Source organism: Ignavibacteriales bacterium (genome assembly GCA_016709765.1).
Taxonomy (GTDB): domain Bacteria; phylum Bacteroidota; class Ignavibacteria; order Ignavibacteriales; family Ignavibacteriaceae; genus IGN3.
Window position 1 is genome coordinate 78,883 of the sequence record JADJMD010000014.1, and the last position, 24,181, is coordinate 103,063.

Annotated in this window: 19 protein-coding genes; 5 read left to right on the forward strand and 14 right to left on the reverse strand. The window is 31.6% G+C overall.

Annotation, left to right across the window (positions count from 1 at the left end):
• A complete protein-coding gene (locus IPJ23_15990) occupies nt 1-1,260 on the forward strand; it encodes a glycosyltransferase (protein ID MBK7632171.1) in 1,260 nt (419 codons plus the stop codon).
• On the opposite strand, the gene IPJ23_15995 is transcribed toward IPJ23_15990, so the two are convergent.
• From IPJ23_15995 to IPJ23_16030, 8 genes are all read right to left on the reverse strand, one after another.
• Complete coding sequence (locus IPJ23_15995) at nt 1,257-2,339, reverse strand: DegT/DnrJ/EryC1/StrS family aminotransferase (protein MBK7632172.1); 1,083 nt, start codon at nt 2,337-2,339, stop codon at nt 1,257-1,259. The two genes, IPJ23_15990 and IPJ23_15995, sit on opposite strands and share 4 nt — an antisense overlap.
• A complete protein-coding gene (locus IPJ23_16000; GenBank protein ID MBK7632173.1) occupies nt 2,336-2,701 on the reverse strand; it encodes an FdtA/QdtA family cupin domain-containing protein in 366 nt (121 codons plus the stop codon). The genes IPJ23_15995 and IPJ23_16000 overlap by 4 nt, the downstream gene beginning before the upstream one ends.
• Nucleotides 2,702-2,704: 3 nt before the next feature.
• Nucleotides 2,705-3,688 (reverse strand): glycosyl transferase, encoded by a 984-nt coding sequence (locus tag IPJ23_16005; GenBank protein MBK7632174.1) that lies wholly within the window; start codon nt 3,686-3,688, stop codon nt 2,705-2,707.
• Between the two features lie 2 nt (nt 3,689-3,690).
• Nucleotides 3,691-4,641, reverse strand: coding sequence for a hypothetical protein (locus IPJ23_16010; protein ID MBK7632175.1), 951 nt, complete (start codon nt 4,639-4,641; stop codon nt 3,691-3,693).
• A 6-nt stretch (nt 4,642-4,647) separates the two neighbouring features.
• Nucleotides 4,648-5,316: a methyltransferase domain-containing protein gene (locus IPJ23_16015; GenBank protein ID MBK7632176.1), complete on the reverse strand. Its 669-nt coding sequence runs from the start codon at nt 5,314-5,316 to the stop codon at nt 4,648-4,650.
• A gap of 92 nt (nt 5,317-5,408) precedes the next feature.
• The gene (locus IPJ23_16020) at nt 5,409-6,731 is read right to left on the reverse strand and encodes a hypothetical protein (protein ID MBK7632177.1); all 1,323 of its coding nucleotides are present in this window, start codon (nt 6,729-6,731) and stop codon (nt 5,409-5,411) included.
• Between the two features lie 58 nt (nt 6,732-6,789).
• A complete protein-coding gene (locus tag IPJ23_16025) occupies nt 6,790-8,103 on the reverse strand; it encodes a hypothetical protein (GenBank protein MBK7632178.1) in 1,314 nt (437 codons plus the stop codon).
• Between the two features lie 176 nt (nt 8,104-8,279).
• Nucleotides 8,280-9,770, reverse strand: coding sequence for an oligosaccharide flippase family protein (locus IPJ23_16030; protein MBK7632179.1), 1,491 nt, complete (start codon nt 9,768-9,770; stop codon nt 8,280-8,282).
• A gap of 209 nt (nt 9,771-9,979) precedes the next feature.
• Between IPJ23_16030 and IPJ23_16035 the strand changes: the two genes are divergently transcribed.
• The gene (locus IPJ23_16035) at nt 9,980-11,776 is read left to right on the forward strand and encodes a glycosyltransferase (protein ID MBK7632180.1); all 1,797 of its coding nucleotides are present in this window, start codon (nt 9,980-9,982) and stop codon (nt 11,774-11,776) included.
• Between the two features lie 18 nt (nt 11,777-11,794).
• On the opposite strand, the gene IPJ23_16040 is transcribed toward IPJ23_16035, so the two are convergent.
• From IPJ23_16040 to IPJ23_16065, 6 genes are read right to left on the reverse strand one after another with little or no spacing between them, the layout of a single operon-like run.
• Nucleotides 11,795-13,024 carry a glycosyltransferase gene (locus IPJ23_16040; protein MBK7632181.1) on the reverse strand — a complete coding sequence of 410 codons (1,230 nt, stop codon included), beginning with the start codon at nt 13,022-13,024 and terminating at the stop codon, nt 11,795-11,797.
• A 24-nt stretch (nt 13,025-13,048) separates the two neighbouring features.
• Complete coding sequence (locus IPJ23_16045; GenBank protein ID MBK7632182.1) at nt 13,049-15,595, reverse strand: YfhO family protein; 2,547 nt, start codon at nt 15,593-15,595, stop codon at nt 13,049-13,051.
• A 19-nt stretch (nt 15,596-15,614) separates the two neighbouring features.
• The gene (locus IPJ23_16050) at nt 15,615-16,424 is read right to left on the reverse strand and encodes a class I SAM-dependent methyltransferase (protein ID MBK7632183.1); all 810 of its coding nucleotides are present in this window, start codon (nt 16,422-16,424) and stop codon (nt 15,615-15,617) included.
• A 10-nt stretch (nt 16,425-16,434) separates the two neighbouring features.
• Nucleotides 16,435-17,553, reverse strand: coding sequence for a glycosyltransferase (locus IPJ23_16055; GenBank protein MBK7632184.1), 1,119 nt, complete (start codon nt 17,551-17,553; stop codon nt 16,435-16,437).
• A complete protein-coding gene (locus IPJ23_16060; GenBank protein MBK7632185.1) occupies nt 17,550-18,647 on the reverse strand; it encodes a glycosyltransferase family 9 protein in 1,098 nt (365 codons plus the stop codon). The genes IPJ23_16055 and IPJ23_16060 overlap by 4 nt, the downstream gene beginning before the upstream one ends.
• Before the next feature lie 57 nt (nt 18,648-18,704).
• Entirely contained in the window at nt 18,705-19,649 is a 945-nt protein-coding gene (locus IPJ23_16065; GenBank protein MBK7632186.1) for a glycosyltransferase family 2 protein, read from the reverse strand.
• 865 nt (nt 19,650-20,514) lie between these two features.
• Here IPJ23_16065 and sufB point away from each other — a divergent pair.
• The 3 genes from sufB (at nt 20,515) to sufD (ending at nt 24,175) form a co-directional block, all read left to right on the forward strand.
• Entirely contained in the window at nt 20,515-21,963 is a 1,449-nt protein-coding gene (gene sufB / locus IPJ23_16070) for a Fe-S cluster assembly protein SufB (GenBank protein ID MBK7632187.1), read from the forward strand.
• Nucleotides 21,964-22,000: 37 nt separating this feature from the next.
• Nucleotides 22,001-22,765, forward strand: coding sequence for a Fe-S cluster assembly ATPase SufC (gene sufC, locus IPJ23_16075; protein ID MBK7632188.1), 765 nt, complete (start codon nt 22,001-22,003; stop codon nt 22,763-22,765).
• A gap of 93 nt (nt 22,766-22,858) precedes the next feature.
• Entirely contained in the window at nt 22,859-24,175 is a 1,317-nt protein-coding gene (gene sufD / locus IPJ23_16080; protein ID MBK7632189.1) for a Fe-S cluster assembly protein SufD, read from the forward strand.
• Nucleotides 24,176-24,181: the final 6 nt, after the last annotated feature.

Here is a 24,181-nt window from a genome sequence, read left to right on the forward strand (position 1 = left end):
ATGAAAAAAGTTTTATTCATATCATACTTTTGGCCACCATCAGGTAAAGCTTCACTTCATTGGCCGCTTGATATTATTAGACATCTTCCAAAAGAAGAAATTGAGCCAATAATTTTAACGGTTGAAGATGAAACATTTACCCAAAAAGATGAGAGCCTTTTAAGCAAAGTTGATCCTGGTTGGAGAGTCATAAAATCTAAAGCACTTGAGCCTTTTGATATTTATAGAAAATTTATTGGTAAGAATAAAAATGAAAAACTGATAGCATCAGAAACAATTTCTCTTGAAAACAAAAGTTTAGCTCATCGTATATCAATCTGGATAAGAATGAATTTATTTGTTCCAGATGCAAGAGTTGGCTGGAATTTTACGGCAATTAAAGCAGCAAAGAAATTTTTAGAGAAAGAAAAGATTGATGCAATAATATCTATCGGTCCGCCGCATAGTTCACACTTGATAGGTTTAAATCTCAGTAAGAAGTTTTCCATTCCCCACATTCCTGTTTTAATTGATCCATGGGTTGATATTATCTACTACAAAAACTTTAAGCGAAATAAACTCACCCTGACTTTGGATAATCATTTTGAAAAATCTGTTTTGGAAAATGCTAAGCAAGTTATTTTTGTTACAAAATCCGCTCAAGAAGATTATATAAATAAATATCAGTTTCTAAAAGATAAATCATCTGTTTTATACTGGGGCTATGATGCTAATTCGTTTGAAAATATTACAATAAAAAAAGAAAATCGCAACGAAAAATTATTAGTGCATGCCGGTAATATTTTTGCATACCAAAATCCCAAAAAACTTTGGGATCAAATAAAGATTGAAAATCAATTTGGCAACAATATTAAGATAAAATTTATCGGTACGGTTGATAACGAAATTCTAAATTATATTAATCAAATTGGATTGAATGATTTTGTTCAAGTTGCTGGTTTTCTCCCCTTTCCTAAAATGATTGAAGAGATCTGCTCTGCAGATATGCTTTTGGTTTGTTCATCAGAACCACGCCACGTTCCTGGAAAATTATTTGAGGCTATGCGAACCGGGAATCCAATAATTGCTTTTGGTAATAACAACACAGAAGTAAAGCAAATTCTTAACGATGTTGATGCGGGAATGATGTTCAAATATGATGAAAGTGTTGCAGAGTTTTTTAGAAAAAACTTTATAAAAAATTACGACAATAAAAACATAGAAAAATATGATCGTGAAGTTATATCTAGAGAATTTGCCGCTTTGATAAAGTCTCTTTAAAATCTATTCATCAATTCAACAACTTTATAAATCTCATCTTCAGTATGCCCGAATGAACAAGGCAAGCTCAAAGTTGTGTTATGAATTTCTTCGGAAATCGGGTAATAGCCTTCAATTATATTCTTCATCGCTTTTTGTTTGTGCGGGGCAACGGGATAATGAATATCAGTTTTAATTTCATTTTTTAACAAATACTCACGCAGCTTGTCACGTTTTGAATGCCGAACATTAAATATATGATAGACATCAAAATAGTTTACATCAACAACTGGTTTTATAAAATCGGATTTAAGATTATCTAAATAAATTCGTGCTAATTTTCTTTTGTGTTCATTTATCTCATCAAGCTTTTTCAGTTTGAGGCTTAAAAATCCAGCCTGTATTTCATCAAGCCTGGAATTATACCCAACAACTTCATTGTAATACTTTACATCGGAGCCATAGTTTCTTAATCGTTTAATCTTTCCAGCAAGCGATTCATCATTAGTTATTATTGCTCCTGCATCACCCAAAGCACCAAGATTTTTTGTTGGATAAAAACTGAAAGAGCCAAATTCACCAAATGTTCCGGTCAACTTGTCTTTATATTTTGCACCATGAGATTGTGCGCAATCTTCAATCAATTTTAAATTATACTTTTTGCACAACAAAACAATTTCATCCATTGCACAACTTTTGCCATATAGATGTACTATCATTAATGCTTTTGTGCGAGTAGTAATACTTTCTTCTATTTTTTGGGGATCGATATTGTAAGTAGCAATATCAGGTTCAACTAGAACAGGTTTCAATCCTGCATGAAGAATTGAAAGAATAGTTGCGATATAAGTGTTAGACGGAACAATTACTTCACTGCCCTTTTCAAACTCAAATGCTTTAAGAGAAAGCAGAAGTGCATCTAGTCCAGAGGCAACACCAAAACAATGTTTTGTGCTATGGAATAATGCAAAATCTTTCTCAAATCGTTCAACATTTTTACCAAGAATAAACCAACCTGAGTTTAGAGTTTCATCAAATGATTTTTTGAACTCTTCAAAGAAAACTAAATTTGATTTATTTAAGTTCTCGTAATCAATCACTTGTATTCCTCATAGATATAATCTGCTGGATCAAATTTTGTACTAGCAAAAACCAGCAAAACAGCATCAGGTGTAAAGTGATGCATAGTATGCCAATCATAGGTCTCTAATAGCAAGCATTTGCTTGGATGGTCTAAAAGAAAATCCTGTTTTGTCTTGCTATCATTATTGGATACTATACAGCTACCATGAATACAAACTGCGGCTTGTCTTGTAGTTTTATGTCTATGACCGCCGCGCACAGAATCATCAACACCGTAAATATAAAAAACACGTTTAGCTTCAAAGGGAATTTGATCTTCAATTACAGTTAGATTGCCTCTGTTATCAGAAAATGTTTTTAATGTAATAAGTTTTGCCATAATTTATTTTAGAAAATCCGATTTATTATAAATATTATAAACACCAAAAAGTTTCCTGTAAATATATAACAATGGTGTTTTCCAGTTAAGAGGTTTTTGAGCTGGGCCATTTGGATCAAATGAACCATCAAGATTCGTGATTTCTGCTTTGATTTCTTCCAAATTTTCTATGTATGGTTTATAAAAAATGTCTAAGATATTTTTGTTTAATGTTCTTCTCCCTAGCTCTATCTGATCATTATTAAAAAATCTTAAGTAATGAAAATGATAAAACACAGTACTAAACTTTTTGCCAGATTTGATTTCAGTTCCAATCAAATCTCCATTTAATTTTTCAAAAGAATATTGTTGAATATTCCAAGCCGCTAACCCGCCACCGAGATGCCCCATTACATGCACACCTTCAAATCTTTCCGTCCAATCATCTAAATAAAGTTGATCACCAAACTTTCCATCTTCAAAACGGTTATAACACCATTCTATACATCTTTCTCGCCACCATTTTAGAGCCTTCAAAGCGAGATCATCATTTTTAAAAGTTACAAACTGTACGCAATATTTGCCAGCTTTTAATTCTTTATTGTATTTGGGAGAATATCTATGCTCTGTTAATAAAATAGACTTATCACCCATTTCATCAAAAATTGTTTTGGGGGAGGAATAGAAATAAATATCAGAATCAATGTAAGTACAGTTATCAACCTTATAATTTTCAAGCACATAAAGAATTGTTGAAGAGGTTGAAGTCCAGCAATACTCTGCAATAGATCTTGTTGGTTTTACATTTAGCAATTCTTCATCCTCAAATTCTTTAAGTGAAATGATAGTTACTTTTTTGAAATTCAACTTTTTTAAGATTTTATATGCTCTATCATCAAACGCAAAAATATAAAGATGAAAGTCATCACATTTCTTTTCTAAGGAGCGATAACATGCAATGCCGCGTGATAAATAGTTTGAATCGAAAAGTGTGCAGAAGTTAAACATGGTTATTCGATTTTTAACAATTTAGAAATTTTTTCAAAAACAGCAGGAAAAAACTTAAGTTTTAGAATATTCATTTTGAGAGCATATGAAGATGCCTCCGTCATTTCAATGAACATATTATCATTAAACTTCTTTTTAGCAATAGTGGCTATATTAAATGCAAATCCGTATTGCTTAAGTATGGTTGCAAACACCCATCCTAGTAAATAATCACGAATTGATAGCTCTTTATCAAATTTATTAATAAATGTTGTTTCGGACCATCCTGGAGAAGTAACCAGAGAAAATTGTATTAATTTTTGCAACAAACCATTTGAAGATAGATCCTTAAGATTATCATTGGAGATTCTCTTTGATCCCTTAATAGTTAAATTTGAAAGCCAAAAGTTTTTATCAGCCATATATTCTAAAAGCATAAAAAATTTATCTTCGCCTTTATATGCATCAATAATTCCAGGCTCAAATTCAGCAACTAGAACCTTTTGAGTAATTTCATCACCAAGGTTTTTAAATAATCTCAAATCAGTACCTTGCGAATCAGTTTTGAACCAATCTACATAAGTTAGATTTACTTGTTTTAATGCATTTGTTAATGAAATTGATTTAAGATTTGTTGTAGATTGAACATTAAATTTATCTGCAAATGCCCACACGTTTAAAGCATTGATGTCGGGTGTCAATGTACTTGAGCAGTAAGGTGATTCCGTTAAGTAAAATTCAATTTCTTTATCATCTTTATTGGTAACAATACAATTAAAAACATGAAGTTTTCTAAATCCACTTTTATCATTAGTAACAAAACCAAACTCTCTATCATCAGCATCAAAAGCAACGCAAATGGAATGAGGAGCAATCTTTCTCCATATTTTATGAATTTGACCTGAGGCTCCAATATCAATAAGAACCGGAGGTTGATCAATTAATTCTTTTCTGTTTAATACTTTAGTTAGAATATTCATTTATACTTTTTCTAATAGAAAAATGGGCAATACCTGGAATAAATTAGGGTATCTTGTTAAAAAGTAATTCTTTATAGGGTTAGAGGATTTTTCTAAAACAACATTAATAACTTTAATTCCTTCAACATATATTATTAGTTCATAAAAATCTTTTATAGTAAGTTGGTGAAGATGTCCTGTTGAATACCAACTATAACCAAATAACATAGGTTTTGGCATTCTACCTTTTGCTAGAAAATCAATTCGGTTTTTATAAAAACCGAAGTTAGGAAATGAAATAATCTGTCTTTTCGAAATTCTTTTCATCTCTTTTAACAATATTTCAGGATAATTTACCATCTGAATAGTTACATTGCAGATAGCATAATCAAAAGCGTTATCTGTAATTTTTAATTCTTCATCAATTCTTCCCTGTACAACATTTAATTCTTTTTTACGACAAACCTCAACTCCGCTCTCAGAAAGTTCTATCCCAAATTCTTGAATATTTTTTTTCTCTTTTAGAAGATTCAATAACGACCCATTCCCACAACCCATATCTATTACTTTTGAATTCGGTGAAATCAAATCAACTATTCTTGAGTATTCATTTCGGTCTTCATTTTCAGTGAAAGAATAATCATATTTTCTATTATCATTATATTTTGGAGAGTTTATATCGTGTTTCATAAAGAAATAATAATTATCAAAAACTATTTAAAAATAGAAAACCCTATGGGCTTAACAAAACCCATAGGGTTAATATTAATTTAGTATTCGCTTTATTGATGCTTACTTACAAATCCTATTTTTCCATATTTTTGATCAAAAATATTTGAACCGGAATAATAAATTCTATACTCATTCCCAATTTTTCTAAAGCATGGATATGCGACGTAAGCACTTGCCCAACCATTTGAAGTCATTGGGCAACCAAATATAGGGTTTGATGGAATTTTTGTCCAGTTATAACCATCTGTTGAAGTAGCCATACCAAGACTCATATCGCTCCCTGAAGTATTCATATAAACCATTTTAAATTGAGATTCATCATAAATTACGGAAGGACGGGCAATTCCGTTTTCTTCCCAAAGTTGAGTTTTAACAAGAACTGGATTGTTAATGTATTTTACAAAATTTACACCATCGTTTGATGTAGCAACGCAGATTTTGTATTCATTGGAATTATAAGAAGAAGCATGATAATACAAATAATAAACATTTTGAACGAAGACAACATCACCGCTAGAAACTTGATAATCCCAGCTGTTTGTTGTACCAGTTAAAACTGGATTCACATTTTTTGTCCAGTTAACTCCATCTGTAGAAGTGGCCAAGCCAATATTATATCTATTAGTGTAAGATGAATAACCGGTGTAATAAAGTTTGTATATGTTATCAATCTTAACTACACAAGTTGCAGTCGTTCCACCATTGTCCCATTCATTTGAGGAGCCAGGTTGCAACACTGGATTATTATTATATCGGGTCCAAAGCTTTCCATCTGGCGAGGTTGCGTAAAAAGTATAAGACCTTCCATCACCAGCCATTGTGTTAAACCACATTTTGTAAACGCCGTTATCATACAAAATTACAGGATGTGATATCCCATTTTGATCGTAAAAATTATTTAATTTAGTTAGAACGGGATTTGATGCATAATCAATCCAACTGTGGTTAGTTGGCACACCCCAATTAACTGATATGTAAATTGATCCTGTGCCCGATCCTGTTGGGCTAAGTGTTAAATATACTTGTGATGTGAATCCTGCAAATATTTGTACATCAGTTTCACCAGTGTAGAGAACCAATCCGCTGTCATCTTCAGCATCCACTTTTAAATGCCATTCTCCTGCATCTATATTTTCCAACAATACATCTGCTGTGGAATCTGATTGCAGATTTAATGCTCCTGTTATTGGTTGATGATTTTCTCTGGTTAGATATGCTTTTACAAATACTACACTTTCCGGTGCATTTTGCTTATCGATCTTGAGTAGAATTTTACCAGAGTCTTTTGGATTATCAGATCCAACCGGATCGCTTGAACAACTGATTATTAGTAAAACAAAAAACAAGCTAAAGAGAACAAATATTTTTTTCATAACAGGCACCTTATGTAATTAATCTAAATACTAAATGACTAAAAATTAATTCCATTAATTATAATTGTTTGCGCATCATACCAATTTTATAAACAATACTATTATCGCCAATACCACAATAGTATATTCTATATTCATTGTTTGTCTTTACTAAAGATGGATAAGCGATATCAGAGTAACCCCAGTTATTTGCTGTGTTAGCATCCGTAAAAAATGGATTACTGTTATCCTTTACCCAGTTTAATCCATTTGTTGAAGTAGCCATACCGAATCCAGATGCATTAGAATTCATATAAACCATTTTTAATGTGCCATTATTCATTATTACACTTCCATCTAAAACTCCATTTAGTTCCCAGGGTTTATCATTAGTAAGAATCGGGTTTCCTGTATATTTCGTAAAATTAATTCCATCAGTTGATACGGCAACACCAATTTTATATTGAGGTAAATTTCTGCCTGTATAGTAGAGCAAGTAATTACCATTAATTTTAACTACAGCTGTAGGCCCAATTTGATATTCCCAGCCAGAGGTACCATATAAAATTGGTTGAGAGTGCTTTATCCAATTTATTCCATCAATAGAAGTAGCTAAACCTATATGCCAACTAGCATATTCATCAGAGTATCCGTTGTAATACATCTTATAGATTCCGTTTTCCTTTATTACAGCACCAGGAGAAACAGATTTTGAGTCCCAGGAATTTGTACCCCCAGGGAAAATAACAGGATTAGGGAATGCTGTCCAATTTATTCCATCAACTGATTCTTTATAGAGGATGTGGGTTTTCCAGGGTTCGGCCCCAACTCTTCCCAAACCATGAAACCACATTTTATAAACACCGGAATCATACAAAACTACTGGTTGAGCAATTCCTAAATTGTCATATGAGTTTCCTACGGGCACTATGAGAGGATTATTATAATAGTCCAGCCAACTATAATTAAATGGAACACCCCAATTAACTGAAATGTAAATTGATCCTGTGCCTGATCCTGTTGGACTAAGTGTTAAATATACTTGTGATGTGAATCCTGCAAAGATTTGTACATCTGTTTCACCGGTGTAGAGAACTAATCCGCTGTCATCTTCTGCATCTACTTTTAAATGCCATTCTCCTGCATCTATATTTTCTAACAAAACATCTGCTGTGGAATCTGATTGCAGATTTAATGTTCCTGTTATTGGTTGATGGTTTTCTCTGGTTAGATATGCTTTTACAAATACTACACTTTCCGGTGCGTTTTGTTTATCAATCTTAAGAAGAATTTTACCAGATTCTTTTGGATTATTAATTCCAACCGGATCTGATGAGCAACTGATGACTATTAAAACAAATAATAAACTGAATAGAACATTTAATTTTTTCATACCCGACCCCTAAGTAATAAATGTGTAAGCAAACTAACAAATAATAAAAACTAATATCAAGTAATATTTACTTAATTTTTCAGAAGAGGATAACATTGATTACTAAATAACAACTATTGATTGTTATTAATGGTTAGATGAAATTAAGAGTAATTTTGATTAGAACTAAAAATAAATTAGAAGAATTTTTTGATCCTGGATATAATGGAATTTATAACATTTTGTACATCCTCCGAAATTTTAAATAACAGAACGAGGCCGCCAAATAAAACCAATACGATTAAACTTCTAACGATTAAATCAACAATAAAATTGCTGAAAGGTAAAATTAGATAACTAGTTAACAGAGTTACAAGGAAAACTGAAACTACTTTTAATGTATTGAATGAAAATGGTTGAATCTTAAAAACATAAAGTAAGAACGAATATCTAATTGCATTAAATAGAAAGATTGAAATTGCAGATGCAATTGCAGCGCCCGTAATTCCATATAGTGGGATAAATATATAATTAGAAATTACAGCTATCACAACAAGAAACAGATAAAACACTAAATCAAGTTTGTAATATCTGGATGTGCCAACAATTTCCTGATTAACACCCGTTGCCATATCAAATAACTTGCTTAACCCTATAAAAAACACAACCCATTTGCCTTGCGCATACACGCTTCCATTTGGAATTAATTTAAAAACATTATCAATGTTACACCAAATTCCAAGAAATATTAAACCACCAACAATTAACTGGTTTAAGGAAGTTTTTTGATAGAGTTCTTTAAGTTTTGGAATATCTCCATCTTTATTAGCCTGAGAAACAATTGGGATAACAACCTGAGAAATAGATCTTTTAGGAATCTCAATAACAGCAGCAATAAAAAATGCAATTGTATAAATGCCCGCACTTCCTAAGCCTGAACATGCACTAAGCATTAAACTATCAATGTTAACGATGATTGTAGCACTTGCATTACCCATAATAACGAATCCTGCAAACACAAGCATTTCTTTAAAATGTGGACTTTTTAATATTTGAAAATTAGGTTTTAGAAAAAGGATTTTTTCTCTTTTGATGTAAAGGATCAAAACGAAAAGACCCAACAAGTAATAGATAACTATTGAACTGGCAAAAGAAGTGAAAGTGAAAAATCCAAAATAAATAGCTGTTAAGCCAACCATTATTAATAATCGCATTAATATTTCTCTAACAAATGCCGGTACTATCGGTTTTTGCTGCACAATAAGATAAGATTCAAAAATTGTGGTTAGCACAACTATTAAAGTGAAGGGAATGAAATAGTAGAAATATTCAAGCAACAATGGTGAGTTTTTAGAATAAATGTTAAAGATGACATCTTTTAAGAGGATAAAAATTATAACAAATAATATAAAGCCCATCAAACCAATTGATAGAAGAAAGGATAATATTCCATTATGTTGTTTTTTTTCGTCCTTAAAGTATGGAAAAAATTTTGTAGGAATATTGCCAGAACCAAGCGAAGCAAATGTGGCAAATAGAAATGAAACACTAATTAAAAGACGCGTTAATCCAATTTGTTCTTTTGATAGTACCAATGGAAAAAGAAAAAGCGTATTTACATACCCAATCGCAAAACCTAAGTAAGAAACCACCGTGGTCTTTATGCTTTGACGAATTACTATGCCCATAAATAAACTTTGATTATCAAATTAATTGCGCTCATTATTATTTTTCATTCAATTAAAAATATCCATAATTATTCATATTTTACTTATGAAATTGCAAATAAAATTATTAGCTACTATCGCTTTTGGTCAGATCAATCTTAAGCTACTAATATTCTTTTAATTAAACTTTTTACTTTTGTTTATTCATTTATTCTAAAATAATTTACTCAATGAAACCATTAAAGTATAAAATATTGTTCCTTGCAAGCTGGTATCCCAGCAGGGTTAATAAAGTTTTAGGAATTTTTGTTAAAAGAAAAGCTGAAGCGATGACTCGTATTTGCGATATCGCACTTATTTATGTTGTTGATGATCCTTCAATTATAAGTAAAACCTATGAATTAGAAGTTATTACCGAAAACAATGTATTAACTGCACGTGTTTACTTTAAAAAATCCTCAAATAAATTCATTAACATTCTTTTTTACAATTTTAGATACATAAAGTCTTACTACATTGGTTGGCGAGAGATTAAATCAAGGTGGGGACATCCTAACTTAATTCATTCTAATATTATAGACCGATCAGCCTACATTGCTTTTCTATTTAAAATTTTAAAAGGAATCGATTACGTAATTACTGAACATTCTACACCGGATATAAATTTTTTACGAGGAATGACAAAAAAAACAAAAATTCCTTTACGATTTCTGAAAAGTATAGTTATAAAGAAATGTTCTTTTATAAATGTTGATTCGCACCCTTCTTTAGAATATATTAAGAAAGTTGGATTCAAAGGAAATTTTGGAGTGATTCCAAATATTGTTGAGATAAATGAAAATTATTTATCCCTTAATAACCTAATCAAACCAAGAGAAAAAAAATCAGCTATTCATATCTCAATATTAAATGATAGAAAAAATGTCGCTGACATAATTAGAACTTTTGCCCATATATACAATGATTTGAATAGAAAAGATTGCGTATTTAATATCATAGGAGAAGGAAGCGAAAAAGAAAATCTTGTAAAGTTAGCTGATGAATTGAACGTTCTTAATAAGTGCATCGTCTTTCATGGTTTTGTAACTGAAGAAAAAAAACTTGAGATGCTCACAAAGGCAGACTTTCATATCCTGAACAGTGATGATGAAGGATTTTCAGTTGTTACTGCAGAAGCTATACTTTATGGAATTCCTGTTATCGCAACCAAATGCGGCGGACCAGAAGATTTTGTTAACCCAACCACAGGAATATTAATTGAGCGAAGAAATCTGGATGAATTAAAACAAGCTATTCTGTATATGCTTGATAACTCCTATAAATTTGATAAAACTAAATTACACGAGTTTGGTAAAAATATGTTTAGTCCAGATGTAATTAGCAATCAAACATATTTGGCTTATACAAAAGCAATTGTAAGATGGAAAGCCGGTAACACGCAAAAAGTATTAAATATAAATCCTGATTGGAAAGTTCTTGACGTTGGAAGTGGTCATCAACCAAATAGAAGAGCAAATGTAATTATTGATAAATATACTGGTGATACAATTCATCGTACAACTGCCAAAATTGAAATGCCGGGTGATAAATACTTTGTTCTTGGTGATGCGCTAGTTTCTCCCTTTGCTGATAAAGAGTTTGATTGTGTAATTGCATCACACATTGGTGAACATGTTGATGACCCTGTAAAGTTTTGTAATGAACTTCAAAGAATCAGTAAATCCGGCTATATAGAAACTCCTGGACCAATAACCGAAATATTGCTTCCGGCAAACTCACATAAATGGATTGTTAGAAAAAATGGAAACGGTTTAATCTTTAAAAAGAATAAATATTTAAAACCACTTTCAAAATTGTTTTATTCTATATTTTACTTAAATAGAGAGGGATATGATTTTGAAACAATGAAAAGCAACAATGGTATTTTAAAATTAATTTCTTGGTCATTAAATACTTTTTGGAAATTTATTCCATACACATATGCAAGATTAGTTTGGAAAGATAATTTTGATTCTAAACTAAAATGAAATTGTTTTATTTAAGATTTAATTGCTCAATTCATCTGATATTATTTTATTAAGCTCTTCTGCTCTTTGTTTAAAACTATGAACTTTCAATGTTCTTTGTTGCCCCGCATCCGCTATCTGTTTTAATTCATTGGGATGTGAGAGTAACCATTCAATTTTCTCTACACATTCGTCTGCGGATTTATATGTAACAACTTCTTTATCTGGTTCAAAGAAATCGGTGATGTTTTTTTTGTGATCTGTTAACAAACACGAACCGACGCCAGTAACTTCAAACAATCTTATATTTGCTGCGTAATCACCTGCCACTCCACCATGAGAATTAAACCCAATTTTAGATTTTGATAATGCCTTCATCATTTCAAGTCCGAATAGTGGAGTAGGAATTGCTGTTTTTTTAAATTCTCTTGAAAAATTAATTTTCTTAGGTATCATAGTTAATTGCGCTGTTTTCTTTATTAACGGCAATTTAAGCGCGAGACTATTTAATCCAATATATCTAAGAAAGTTGGCAGTAAAATAACCAAACTTTTGTCCCATAATATAAATTGGATTATCATTCGGGAGATTTGAGTAGAGACTAAGATTCACTTTTTTATTTAATAGTGATTCAATTAATTGGATTCTTTCATTATGAAAATCTTCATTCCCAATAAATGAACCAATAAAAATAAAATCTGATTCTGGATAATTATTATCCACTTTAAGTTTTGGAACCAGTGAGGATTCAAATGCATGATTTAGGCGGTAAGATTTTATTCCTACTTTATTAAACGTATCAACAAATTTAGGTGAGCAGGTACAAACAAAATCAAATAGTCTATATACTTCTAATTGCTGATCTGTAAATGGCGAACAACACCATCCAATTATTTTCTTTATGGATGGCACATTCTTTTTTAAATCTTTAAGAAAAGAAACACTAAAAATGAAGCTATCCTGGAAAAAGATTACTTCTGGTTTATAAAATTTAAATTGATCCAGAAGTAATGATTCACCCGCTAATGGTAAACCATGTTCATTTGCCCAGGCAGATTGAAGTGAATCTGCGTTCACAACTATTTCAAATGCTTCGTTGCCTAATTTGTTAAGATGTAGTTGATAATAATTTGACCAGCCAAACTCCTGTGCCATCAGATCATCATATTGCTCAGAATAAGATTTAGTTTTTATATCAGAATTATTAGAATAATAATATTTAAGAAAATTTCTATAAAAACTTGTTACTTTAACAAAACGATAATTCATTTATATGATTACACTCAATTAACTTTATTCTGATTTTTTCTGCTTTCTACGTTCGATAAATATCCCAAGCACAATTCCAAAAATTGAAAGCGAACTTAATATTAGAACCAGATATTTACTTATATAAAAACTATTGGGTGCATAATGGAATTCAATTTTATGTTTACCCTTTGGAACTACAATGCCCATTAAAGCATGATTAGTTCGGTACACTTCTGTTTTGTCATCATCAATAAAAGCTTTCCATCCAGTCGGCAAATATGTTGTGTTAAATACCATAAAATTATTTCCAGATGCATTCACATCAAGTTGCAATCTTTCATCAGTGTATTTTACAATTTTGGAATATGTTGTTGAATCAGGGGCATCAACTTTTAAATCTATGTCCTGAACATACGCAATATCTTTTGGATCAAATGCATTTGCTTTGATCAAATTCAATACATCAATACTGCTTTTCTTTTCTACCTTATTAACAAAATAAGCACGTGGTAATGCGGCATCATTTCTATAAACAAAAGTTTTTTCGCTGCTTGATAAAACTGTTAATCCTCCCATTTGAACAGGTTGATCGAGAACAAGATATTTTACACCAAGCATCCTCCATAACGTTGGATTTGCGGGTCCTACAACATCCATAATATCTTGATAAGCTCTAGGCTTAATACCCGAATAGCCGTACATATCTTCTAATAAAAAGTAAGCGTTAAAGTTTGAGTTTTGATTAAATGATCCTAACGATTGATCTTGTTTTAGATTTAAAATACGGAATGGATCTTTATCATTTTGACTTTTAATGACTGTGACATATTGTGGAGCATTAAATTTATCTTTTATTTCAGGACTATCATGATATTTTGCACCACGTCCATCAATTCTCCAAAGATCAACAACAGTAAGAATAATTATTACAAGTACAAGTAAATCCGCGCTTAACTTTTTGTTTAAATATAAAATCGCAGCCCAAAAAACTATACTTAAAAATGCAAACGCAATTAATAGATCACTAATAAACATATCCGCCATATATTGCGAAAATGCCTGAAAGTATTGTGCGTTTTGTGGTTTGCTTGCTTGAATGCCTGCAGCAAATTCATTAACCCTTGTAATAAACCAATTTGATAAAGCGCTGTTAGCAAGTAAAGAAATAATAAAGATTCCGGTAAATGCATATGCCGCATATTTAAGAATTGATGTTACTTTCTTATCGTGATTTTCTCGAAGAGAAATAATCTTCATAATTCCATATCCAGCCAAAACTGGTAATGAAAGTTGCACAAGCACTAAAATCATTGAGGGAACTCTGAACTTATCAAAGTATGGGAAGTAGTAAAACATAAGATCAAATAACAAAGAAAAATTTTTACCAAAAGAAATAAATAGCGCGATACCGGAAAGGATAGTTAGAAACTTAACGAACGGTTCTTTCCAACAAGTGAAAATTCCAAACAACGCTAAAAAGAAAACGATAACACCCATATACATAGGTACATCCACAAAAGGCATCTGACCAAAATACGTGTTTACTTCATAATCTTGATTTTGAGTTAGCGGACCTTTATATGTTGAGTTTCCAAATCCATAAAATGATGGAACGATGAATGTTAAAATTTCCTGTGGAGAAAATGACCAACTTGTGTGGTAATCATAATAATCTGATGAAGATTTTTCAGTGTTGGAAGATTCTTTTTCTAAAATTCCTTCTGTTCCTCGCGTTGAGTATGGTGTGTATTCGTAAATCTGTGTTAAATTATCTGCAGAGATTAATACAGCAATAACTGATGCAGCTATGAAAAGAGCCGCAGACTTAATTAATTTAACATTTCTTTCTTTATCCTTATTGATCAAATATCTTATAAAAAAGAAGATGTAATAAATAGCAACAGCAAAAAGTGTATAGAAAATTATCTGAACATGGAATCCTTGAATGAATAACTGCAGAATAATTATTAATGCAAGTGTATAAATAATTTTAATTTTCTCATCAAACTTTAGAAGAATTAAAAAGATTAATGGATACATACAGAGAGAGGTAAGTTTTGTTACATGTCCTATATAAAGAAATACAATTAGTCCCGTGCTAAATGATGTGGCAATTGAAGTAAATAAGCTTACCATCATATTTTTTGTAATATGCCGCATCAATAAAAATGATGAAAACGCAAGTATGATTAAATAAAAACTCCAAACCGCATATTCAACTGAAAAGAAACTGATAAATGCAATGCGTAAATAAGCAAATCCCATATATATAAGATTAAACCATGTTTTTTCTGTTCCTAATGAGTATGCAGGCATTCCTAAAAATACGTGTGGATTCCAAAGTGTAAACTCTTCGTGATCTTTAAGTATATAGGGTTTTGCACTCTCGCTGGCGATTATATCACCTGACTGAAAAGTTTTTCCACCAAAGTACATCGGATTAAGAAATATTAAAAATAAAACTATTGCAATAAGCCCCGCGGCAAAAATATGATACTTGGGTGCAATAAGATTATTAATATTAAACTTTGATAAGAAGTTATCTTTTGTGGAAGAAGTTGATACAACATTTTTTTTTGCTTTTGCCATTATCTCTCCAGATAAAACTTTATTTCTTTACAATTAAATTAATTCCCGCGCCGATTTTATTATTTGAATTAATATCAATTAACATCATAATAAAAGTAAATGGAAAAGTAACTAAATAATAGAACGGAAGTAATACAAATAAAAATTTAGATGCATTCACCAGCATTATTGGATATTTGATTCCAAGCCGCCATGCTTTATCACCCCAAAAACCATACGTGTATTTAACCTGGTTAGTTACAAAACCTAATGGGTGCAGTTTGTTTTCCAAATCTTCTTTTGAATATCCAACACGCGCATGCTCACCAATAAAACTTTCATCTTCATCTTCGTGGACATCACTTCCGCCATAAATAGATGGAGTGTTGATTAGAAGATAACCATCTTTTTTAAGTGCCTTATAAAAATTATTAAAAACCTTCACATCGTCTTCAATGTGTTCCATTACATCAACGCTAACAATTAAATCAAATTTATCATTATGGTTTATTGATGTTAAATCTTCAACTCCAAATTTTACATTGGTAATATTTTGTGATGCAAAAAAATCTTTACAATCCTTTATCCATTCTTCTTTAACATCAATCGAATAAATTTCACAAGGATGCAAATATTTAGACATAAAATATGAGTATTGTCCGTAACCTGAACCTGCATCGTAAATGCTGATCTTTTTATCGCCAAACTGTTTTCTGATTCTTTTTAACTCTCTTCTAACATACCAGGAGCGAAGAAACATTAAATCAAGAATCTTATAAAATAGAATCCTGAGTACTGGAATTTTTTTAATGATTGATGCGAAAATATTTTTTATAGGATCGTAGTGCATATTATTAATTCTAAATTGTAACTAATTCAATAATTCCATCAGTAAAGTTTTTCCAGGAATATTTATCTGCAATCTTACTGATGTTATTAACAAACGGAATTTCTTTTTTTTCTGCATAAAATCTATCAATAGCTTGTGCTAAAGCTTTGGGATTTTCTTTTTCAACAATATAACCGGACTCTTCATTAACAATAACTTCTGCAAGCCCGCCAACATTTGTTGCGATAACAGGTTTTTTAAAATTTACTGCAATCTGAACTATACCGCTCTGTGTTGCACTTTTATAGGGAAGAATCACAACATCACAACAAGAAAAATAATACTTAACTTCGTTTGTTGGGATAAAATCAGTTTTAAGAATTATATTTTTATCAAGTCTATGTTCTTTTATGATGTTAAGATATTTTTCTTTATCAGTATAAAACTCGCCTGCAACTAGCAGTTTGATATTTTTATCTTTTAATTCAATCATCGCTAAAAGCAAGGTATCCAAACCTTTGTAATCTCTTATAAATCCAAAAAATAAAATTACTTTTTCATCATTTATTTTTAAATATAATTTTGCCACTGATTTTTCAATAGCATTTCCAAAATTACTATAAATGGGGTGCGGTAAGAGTTTATACTTTGCTTTAGGATATAAACTAAGTAAATCCTTTTCAACACTTGCTGAAAGCACAACAAAAAAATCTACTCTATTAAAAAAATATTTTGTTAAAGTTTTATCAAAAAGTTTATTCTCATGTGGAATAACATTATCACAAATAACTACAACTTTAGTTTTATTATTTTTTTTTGCATGCTTTGTAATCATACCAAAACAAGGTGCAAAAAAAGGCATCCAATATTTAAATATTAAAATATCAGGAGCATCGTTAAATTCTTTTTTACCAACTTTAATCCAATTAAAAGGATTTACCGAATCAACTATTATTTCGGTTGGAATTTTTTCACCTGAGTCTCCACCTTCAAGTTGAGTTTTACCAGGAAAAAATATTGCGGGATATTGTCTTTTAAATGTTAAAACTTTTACATCGTGATTTTTTTTTAGCTCATTATAAAGTAATCCAACAAAATGTGCTATGCCACCACGAAGCGGATAAGCTGTAGAAAGTATTTGAATTTTCATTTGGCAAGAAGAATTTTGATCGAATCAAAAACTTTTGCAACTGAAATCAAATCCATACATCTGTAATTTGTATTTGTGCAGGTTGGTTTATAAAAACAAGTACACTCTTTTTCCGGTTCAATAATTTCGCCTAATCCAAAGAGTTCAAACTCATGCTTATTAAAGATATTATTAAACAAAATAATCTTTTTATTTAGACCAAGAGTAATATGCATCGCCATAGTTACGGCAGTAACTACAAGGTCGCATTGATCAACAAGGTTTATAAATTTTCCCAAACTGAAATGTCCAAAATATTTTCCACCCGATTTTTGAGCAAACATTTTGTTCTTCTCATCCTCTTGTTCACCGCCTAAAAACAAAACTTCGTAATTATTGTTCAAAAGTGATTTGGCTAATTCAATCCAATATTCATCTTTCCAGAGTCTTGAAGTCCACCTTCCGCCGCAGCCTGTATTCAATCCAATAACTTTTTTCTTTCTGTCTAAGTCCCAGTCCACATTTTGGGATTTGAAATCGGGCAGAATATATTTTTCACCGTTATAATTATATCCAAGAATTTCAAACATTTCCACCATATAATTTTTAGTGTTCTGTGTGGAGTAATCATCAAAAATACCGGTTAAATATTTGTGTTCTGCATGTGGATTTACTGGAGAAGGAATTCCATTTTTTAAAACAAATCCTTTTTTTTCTTTCGCGCTAATTTGATTGGCAAGTGCGCAAGCTTCTTTATCTTTATCAAGATTAATTAACAAATTAAACTGTTCTGCTTTCAGAAACTCAATGTTAGCAAGATTAAAATCAAGCACAACATCTGCAACTTCCGGAACTACTGCGGGACTTAATGTTAACCAAAATATTTTTGAATTCGGGAATTGTTTTTTTAATGGAGAAAGAATTGGAGTGGTTCTGATAACATCGCCTGTGGCGCCAAGTTTTATAATTAAGATTTTTTCTTTAATAGGATCGTAATACTTACAATTATTTCCAGTTTCATCTACACAGTGAACAGAAAATTGTTTATGTGGTTTGCAAGGTATATCGCCTCTAAAGAAACGGCAATCATATTTTAACTGGTTAGTTTTTAGCATATCGAAAATAGGAATATAAAAGAATTAGTTTATTATTGAAATGAACTGATGTGAACATTATCCTCTATCTTTAATAACATATTCTCTTTCACTTTGGTTTTGATGAACAAGCATTTCACCAAGTAATCCAACCGAGAAAAATTGCACACCAACGATTATCAACAACATACCGAGAAACAGCATTGGCCTGTTACTTAAAGGTTTGCCACTAATCCACTCAATTGTTAAGTAGCCGTTAACAATTATACCGACAAGAAATGATAATGCTCCGAAGAATCCAAAAAAGTGCATTGGGCGTTTTACATATCTTCCAACAAAAGTAACAGTGATAAGATCAATAAATCCTTTAAAGAATCTTGAAATACCAAATTTGGTTTTGCCGTATCTACGTTTATGATGCTTAACTGGAATTTCTGTTACTGTAAATCCCTGCCACTTTGCCAAAACGGGAACGTAACGATGAAGCTCGCCGTAAACATTTAAGTTCTGCACAACCTCTCTTCTGTAGGCTTTTAATCCGCAATTAAAATCGTGAATCTTAATTCCGCTAATCATTCTTGTTACAAAATTAAAAAAACGTGAAGAATATTTTTTAATAAACGGATCAAATCTTTCTTTCTTCCAGCCGGAACAAAGATCAAAACCTTCATCAAGTTTTTTGAGAAGATTTGGAATTTCGTGCGGGTCATCCTGTAAATCTGCATCCATAGTTATGATTGCATCACCAGTTGCAGCTTTAAATCCTACTTGCAAAGCAGCGGACTTGCCATAATTTTTTCTAAAACTTATAAACTTTAATCGTGTATCCGTTTTTGCAGCATCTTTGATTACTTTTAAAGATGAATCAGTACTACCGTCATCAACAAAAATTACTTCATATGGTTTATTAAGCGGTTTAATTGCTTTTCTAATTTCATTAATTAGCGGAAGAATTGATTCTTCTTCATTTAGAAGCGGAATTACAAGTGAAATTTTTTGAAAACTTACTTTTGTTGATTGAATTTGTTCATCTGAATTTCTGGGTTTGTAATATCTTTTCTTTGGATAATATCTTCTTCCACCTTTGTGGAAATTATTTTGTGATTGTCCCGTACTGCTTTTATCAGTTGGATTCTGTTGATTCGGTTTATTTTGATCTGTATCTGCCACAAGTACCTTTGTTAATTTCACTTCAAAATTAACCGAATAATGACTTAAAAACAATTTGGGATTATTATTCTTCCGTTAGATTGGAATCAACAAAAAGACCAATGGTTAAGAAAAATGATATAGAAAGGGCTTAACCAGCAAACAATAATAAAAAATTACTGCTCAAATTAATCATATTTTTAACTTAAGATAATACCAATCAATACCCTCATTCATCAATATTGATATTTCTTTTTATGTATTCAGAATAATCTTTTGTTATTGATACATATTTTTCATTAAAGAATGTGGAAGAAACCATAAAATCTGCTGTGGCTCTGTTAGAAGCAGTGGGGACATTATTGATATACTTGAAAAAGAAGAGAACATAACTCTAAATACTGGTGAATTCTACATTGTTAAAAAAGGTGTTGAGCATAAAGTTGTTCCTCGTGGTAATGTTAAAATTATACTATTTGAACCTGCTGGAATTGCTCACACCTGAAAAGTAAAAGCTGAAATAACAAAAGAAAGCGATGATTGGATTGAGTTGTAGATAGGTGCAGATCTAGCTTTTGCATAAAGCCTTCTTATTCTCAATCTTTTCTGATAACATCAATATCCATTAGAAATGAACTGATTCCCACATCACATTGTTCTATTATCAATCTTGACTATTTAGTATAGATTGAATAAGTTTACTTATAAAAATTAAATGATTTGCATATTTGGAGCATAAATGAGTACGACCGAAACCCAGAAAATTGAAGAATTAACAAATAAAGAGTACAAATACGGATTTGTAAGCGATATTGAAGCTGATAGCCTTCCCGAAGGATTAAACGAAGATATTATCCGTCAGCTTTCTGCAATTAAGGAAGAGCCGGAATGGATGACCGAGTGGAGATTGAAAGCTTACCGTCATTGGTTAACCATGGAAGAACCAAAATGGCCAAATGTAAAGTATCCGCCTGTGGATTATCAGGCAATTTCGTACTACTCCGCCCCAAAGAAAAAAGCGGCACTAAAAAGTCTGGATGAAGTTGATCCCGAATTACTTGATACTTACAAGAAACTTGGTATTTCTTTAGATGAACAAAAAATGCTCGCCGGAGTTGCAGTGGATGCTGTGTTTGATTCTGTTTCTGTTGCTACAACTTTCAAAAGCAAATTAAATGAAATGGGAATTATTTTTTGTTCTTTCTCGGAAGCAGTTCGTGAGAATCCGGAATTAGTAAAAAAATATTTAGGAAGCGTGGTTCCTTACACAGATAATTATTATGCAACTTTAAACTCAGCTGTTTTCAGCGATGGTTCATTTGTTTACATTCCAAAAGGTGTTCGCTGTCCCATGGAGCTTTCAACTTACTTTAGAATTAATGCCGCAAACACCGGACAGTTTGAAAGAACATTAATTATTGCCGATGATAATGCATATGTTAGTTATCTTGAAGGCTGTACCGCTCCCATGCGCGATGAAAATCAACTTCACGCTGCTGTTGTAGAACTCATTGCTCTTGAAAATTCACAAATTAAATATTCAACTGTACAAAATTGGTATCCAGGTGATAAAGACGGCAAAGGCGGAATTTATAACTTTGTTACAAAGCGCGGTGCTTGCCGTGGAACAAATTCTAAAATTAGCTGGACACAAGTTGAAACGGGTTCATCTATAACCTGGAAATATCCAAGCTGTATTCTTCAAGGAGATAATTCTATTGGAGAATTTTATTCTGTTGCAGTTACAAATAATATGCAGCAAGCAGATACCGGAACAAAGATGATTCATCTTGGAAAAAACACCAGAAGTACAATCATTTCTAAAGGAATTTCCGCAGGAAAAAGTAACAACAGCTACCGCGGATTAGTGAAGATTACAAAGAAAGCTGAAAATGCACGTAACTTTTCTCAATGCGATTCGCTTTTGCTTGGTGATAAATGCGGCGCACATACTTTTCCATATTTAGAAATTAATAATCCATCAGCTCAAGTTGAGCATGAAGCAACAACATCTAAAATTGGTGAAGACCAGATATTCTATCTTAATCAAAGAGGAATTTCAACTGAAGATGCTATTAGTTTAATTGTTAATGGATATTGTAAAGAAGTGTTTAAAGAACTTCCAATGGAATTTGCTGTTGAAGCACAGAAACTACTTAGCATTTCTCTTGAAGGAAGTGTGGGATAAAAATTAAAAAGTCAAAATTCAAAAGGAAAAAGTTATAATGTTATTAGAAATAAAAAATCTTCACGCAAATGTTGAAGGAACTGAGATTCTAAAAGGAATCAATTTAAAAGTAAATGCCGGAGAAGTTCACGCTATTATGGGTCCAAATGGATCAGGAAAATCAACGCTTGCATCTGTACTTGCAGGAAAAGAAGAATATGAAGTAACCGAAGGCGAGGTTTTATACAACGGAAAAAATTTATTAGAACTTTCTCCCGAAGATCGTGCACGAGAAGGAGTTTTTCTTGCATTCCAATATCCTGTTGAAATTCCAGGCGTAAGTAATACAAATCTTTTAAAGACTGCTGTCAACGAAGTAAGAAAATATCGCGGAGAAGAAGAGCTTGATTCAATGGATTTTCTTTCACTGTTAAAAGAAAAAAGTAAACTTGTTGAACTTGATCAGAAATTCTTAAGCAGGGCAGTTAATGAAGGATTTTCCGGCGGCGAAAAGAAAAGAAATGAAATTTTTCAAATGGCAGTGTTAAATCCTAAGCTCGCGATTCTTGATGAAACTGATTCAGGCCTTGATATAGATGCTTTACGCATAGTTGCAAATGGTGTTAATAAATTAAAAGCAAAAGATAACGCTACAATCCTTGTAACTCACTATCAAAGATTATTGGATTACATTATCCCTGATTTTGTTCACGTTCTATATAAAGGTAAGATTGTTAAATCAGGTGGAAAAGAATTAGCGTTGGAACTTGAAGAAAAAGGTTACGATTGGATTAAAAGTGATAAAGCTGAGGCTGTGGTTTAATAAAGAATGTCATTCCCGTGTAGGCGGGAATTCAAGATTCAAAAATAAAAATAGATTCCCACTTTAGTGGGAATGACAAATTGAAAAGAAAAAATGGATAAAACAATAGATATTAAAGAATGGTACATCAGTAAGTTCAATGATTTTGAAAAATCTTTAAACGGTGAGAAGACATCTGATTTTCATAATGTTAGGAAAGATGCAATCAGCAAATTGGGAACACTCAATATCCCGACTCAGAAAGATGAGGAGTGGAAATACACGAATATTTCTTCATTATTAAAGCATAACTTCTCCCCTATTCCCGTAAAGACAAATGTATCTACAGAAGTTATAAGCAAGTTTCTATTTGATAAGATGGAACACAGCCTTTTAGTTTTTGTGAATGGAATCTTTTCATCAGAATTATCTATGCTAATTGATATTCCTAACGGTGTTGAGATTGGAAGTATTGCTGAGGTGATAAAGAATGACAATAAAATTGTTAAAAAGTATTTTGGGAAATACGCGGAAAATGAAAATTATTTTTTCACCACCTTAAGTTCTGCTTTCACAAAAGACGGCGCTTTTGTTTATGTACCGGATGGAAAAATTGTTGAAGATCCGATTCATATTATATTTTTAACAAACTCAGGAAATGAGAAGATTATAACCCAACCAAGAAATCTTTTTGTTGCAGGAAAAAATTCTCAAGTAACCATTATCGAACACTTTATATCTAATGACGATTCAGTTTACTTCACAAATTCCGTTACTGAAATTGTTGCAGACGAAAATGCCAATGTTGATCATATTAAACTTCAGGAAGAAAGTAAAAAAGCTTTTCACATAGCTCGAATGGAAGTCGATCAAGAGCGCAGCAGTAATTTTTCATCTCATCTTATTTCAGTTGGAGCAGAAATTTCCCGAAATGATTTTAATGCAAGATTTAATGATGATGGTGGTGAATGTATGCTCAACGGGTTATTTATGATCGAAGATGAGCAGCTTTTTGATGCTCACACAATGATCGATCATGCTAAACCGCATTGTAACAGTCATGAACATTACAAAGGCATACTGCAGGATAAATCTAAGGGTGTGTTTAACGGAAAAGTTATGGTTAGGCAGGATGCACAAAAAACAAATGCTTTTCAGGAAAACAACACAATATTACTTTCCGATGATGCTGTTATGAACACCAAGCCTCAGCTTGAAATTTTTGCTGATGATGTTAAATGCTCACATGGTGCCACTATTGGAAAACTGAATGACGAGGCAAAATTTTATCTTAAGTCACGTGGAATTGGCGAAGAATCGGCAACAGCAATTTTAATACATGCTTTTGCAAGCGATGTAATTACATCTATAAAAATACCTGCTTTAAGAGATTATCTTGAAGAAATTATAAGTAAAAGATTTAACGCTTAGAAAGTA

Coding starts and splice junctions, on each gene's coding strand:
- IPJ23_15990 (MBK7632171.1), top strand. CDS start 1: ATGAAAAAAGTTTTATTCATATCATACTTTTGGCCACCATCAGGTAAA.
- IPJ23_16000 (MBK7632173.1), bottom strand. CDS start 2,701: ATGGCAAAACTTATTACATTAAAAACATTTTCTGATAACAGAGGCAAT.
- IPJ23_16005 (MBK7632174.1), bottom strand. CDS start 3,688: ATGTTTAACTTCTGCACACTTTTCGATTCAAACTATTTATCACGCGGC.
- IPJ23_16015 (MBK7632176.1), bottom strand. CDS start 5,316: ATGAAACACGATATAAACTCTCCAAAATATAATGATAATAGAAAATAT.
- IPJ23_16020 (MBK7632177.1), bottom strand. CDS start 6,731: ATGAAAAAAATATTTGTTCTCTTTAGCTTGTTTTTTGTTTTACTAATA.
- IPJ23_16025 (MBK7632178.1), bottom strand. CDS start 8,103: ATGAAAAAATTAAATGTTCTATTCAGTTTATTATTTGTTTTAATAGTC.
- IPJ23_16030 (MBK7632179.1), bottom strand. CDS start 9,770: ATGGGCATAGTAATTCGTCAAAGCATAAAGACCACGGTGGTTTCTTAC.
- IPJ23_16035 (MBK7632180.1), top strand. CDS start 9,980: ATGAAACCATTAAAGTATAAAATATTGTTCCTTGCAAGCTGGTATCCC.
- IPJ23_16040 (MBK7632181.1), bottom strand. CDS start 13,024: ATGAATTATCGTTTTGTTAAAGTAACAAGTTTTTATAGAAATTTTCTT.
- IPJ23_16045 (MBK7632182.1), bottom strand. CDS start 15,595: ATGGCAAAAGCAAAAAAAAATGTTGTATCAACTTCTTCCACAAAAGAT.
- IPJ23_16050 (MBK7632183.1), bottom strand. CDS start 16,424: ATGCACTACGATCCTATAAAAAATATTTTCGCATCAATCATTAAAAAA.
- IPJ23_16055 (MBK7632184.1), bottom strand. CDS start 17,553: ATGAAAATTCAAATACTTTCTACAGCTTATCCGCTTCGTGGTGGCATA.
- IPJ23_16060 (MBK7632185.1), bottom strand. CDS start 18,647: ATGCTAAAAACTAACCAGTTAAAATATGATTGCCGTTTCTTTAGAGGC.
- sufB (MBK7632187.1), top strand. CDS start 20,515: ATGAGTACGACCGAAACCCAGAAAATTGAAGAATTAACAAATAAAGAG.
- sufC (MBK7632188.1), top strand. CDS start 22,001: ATGTTATTAGAAATAAAAAATCTTCACGCAAATGTTGAAGGAACTGAG.
- sufD (MBK7632189.1), top strand. CDS start 22,859: ATGGATAAAACAATAGATATTAAAGAATGGTACATCAGTAAGTTCAAT.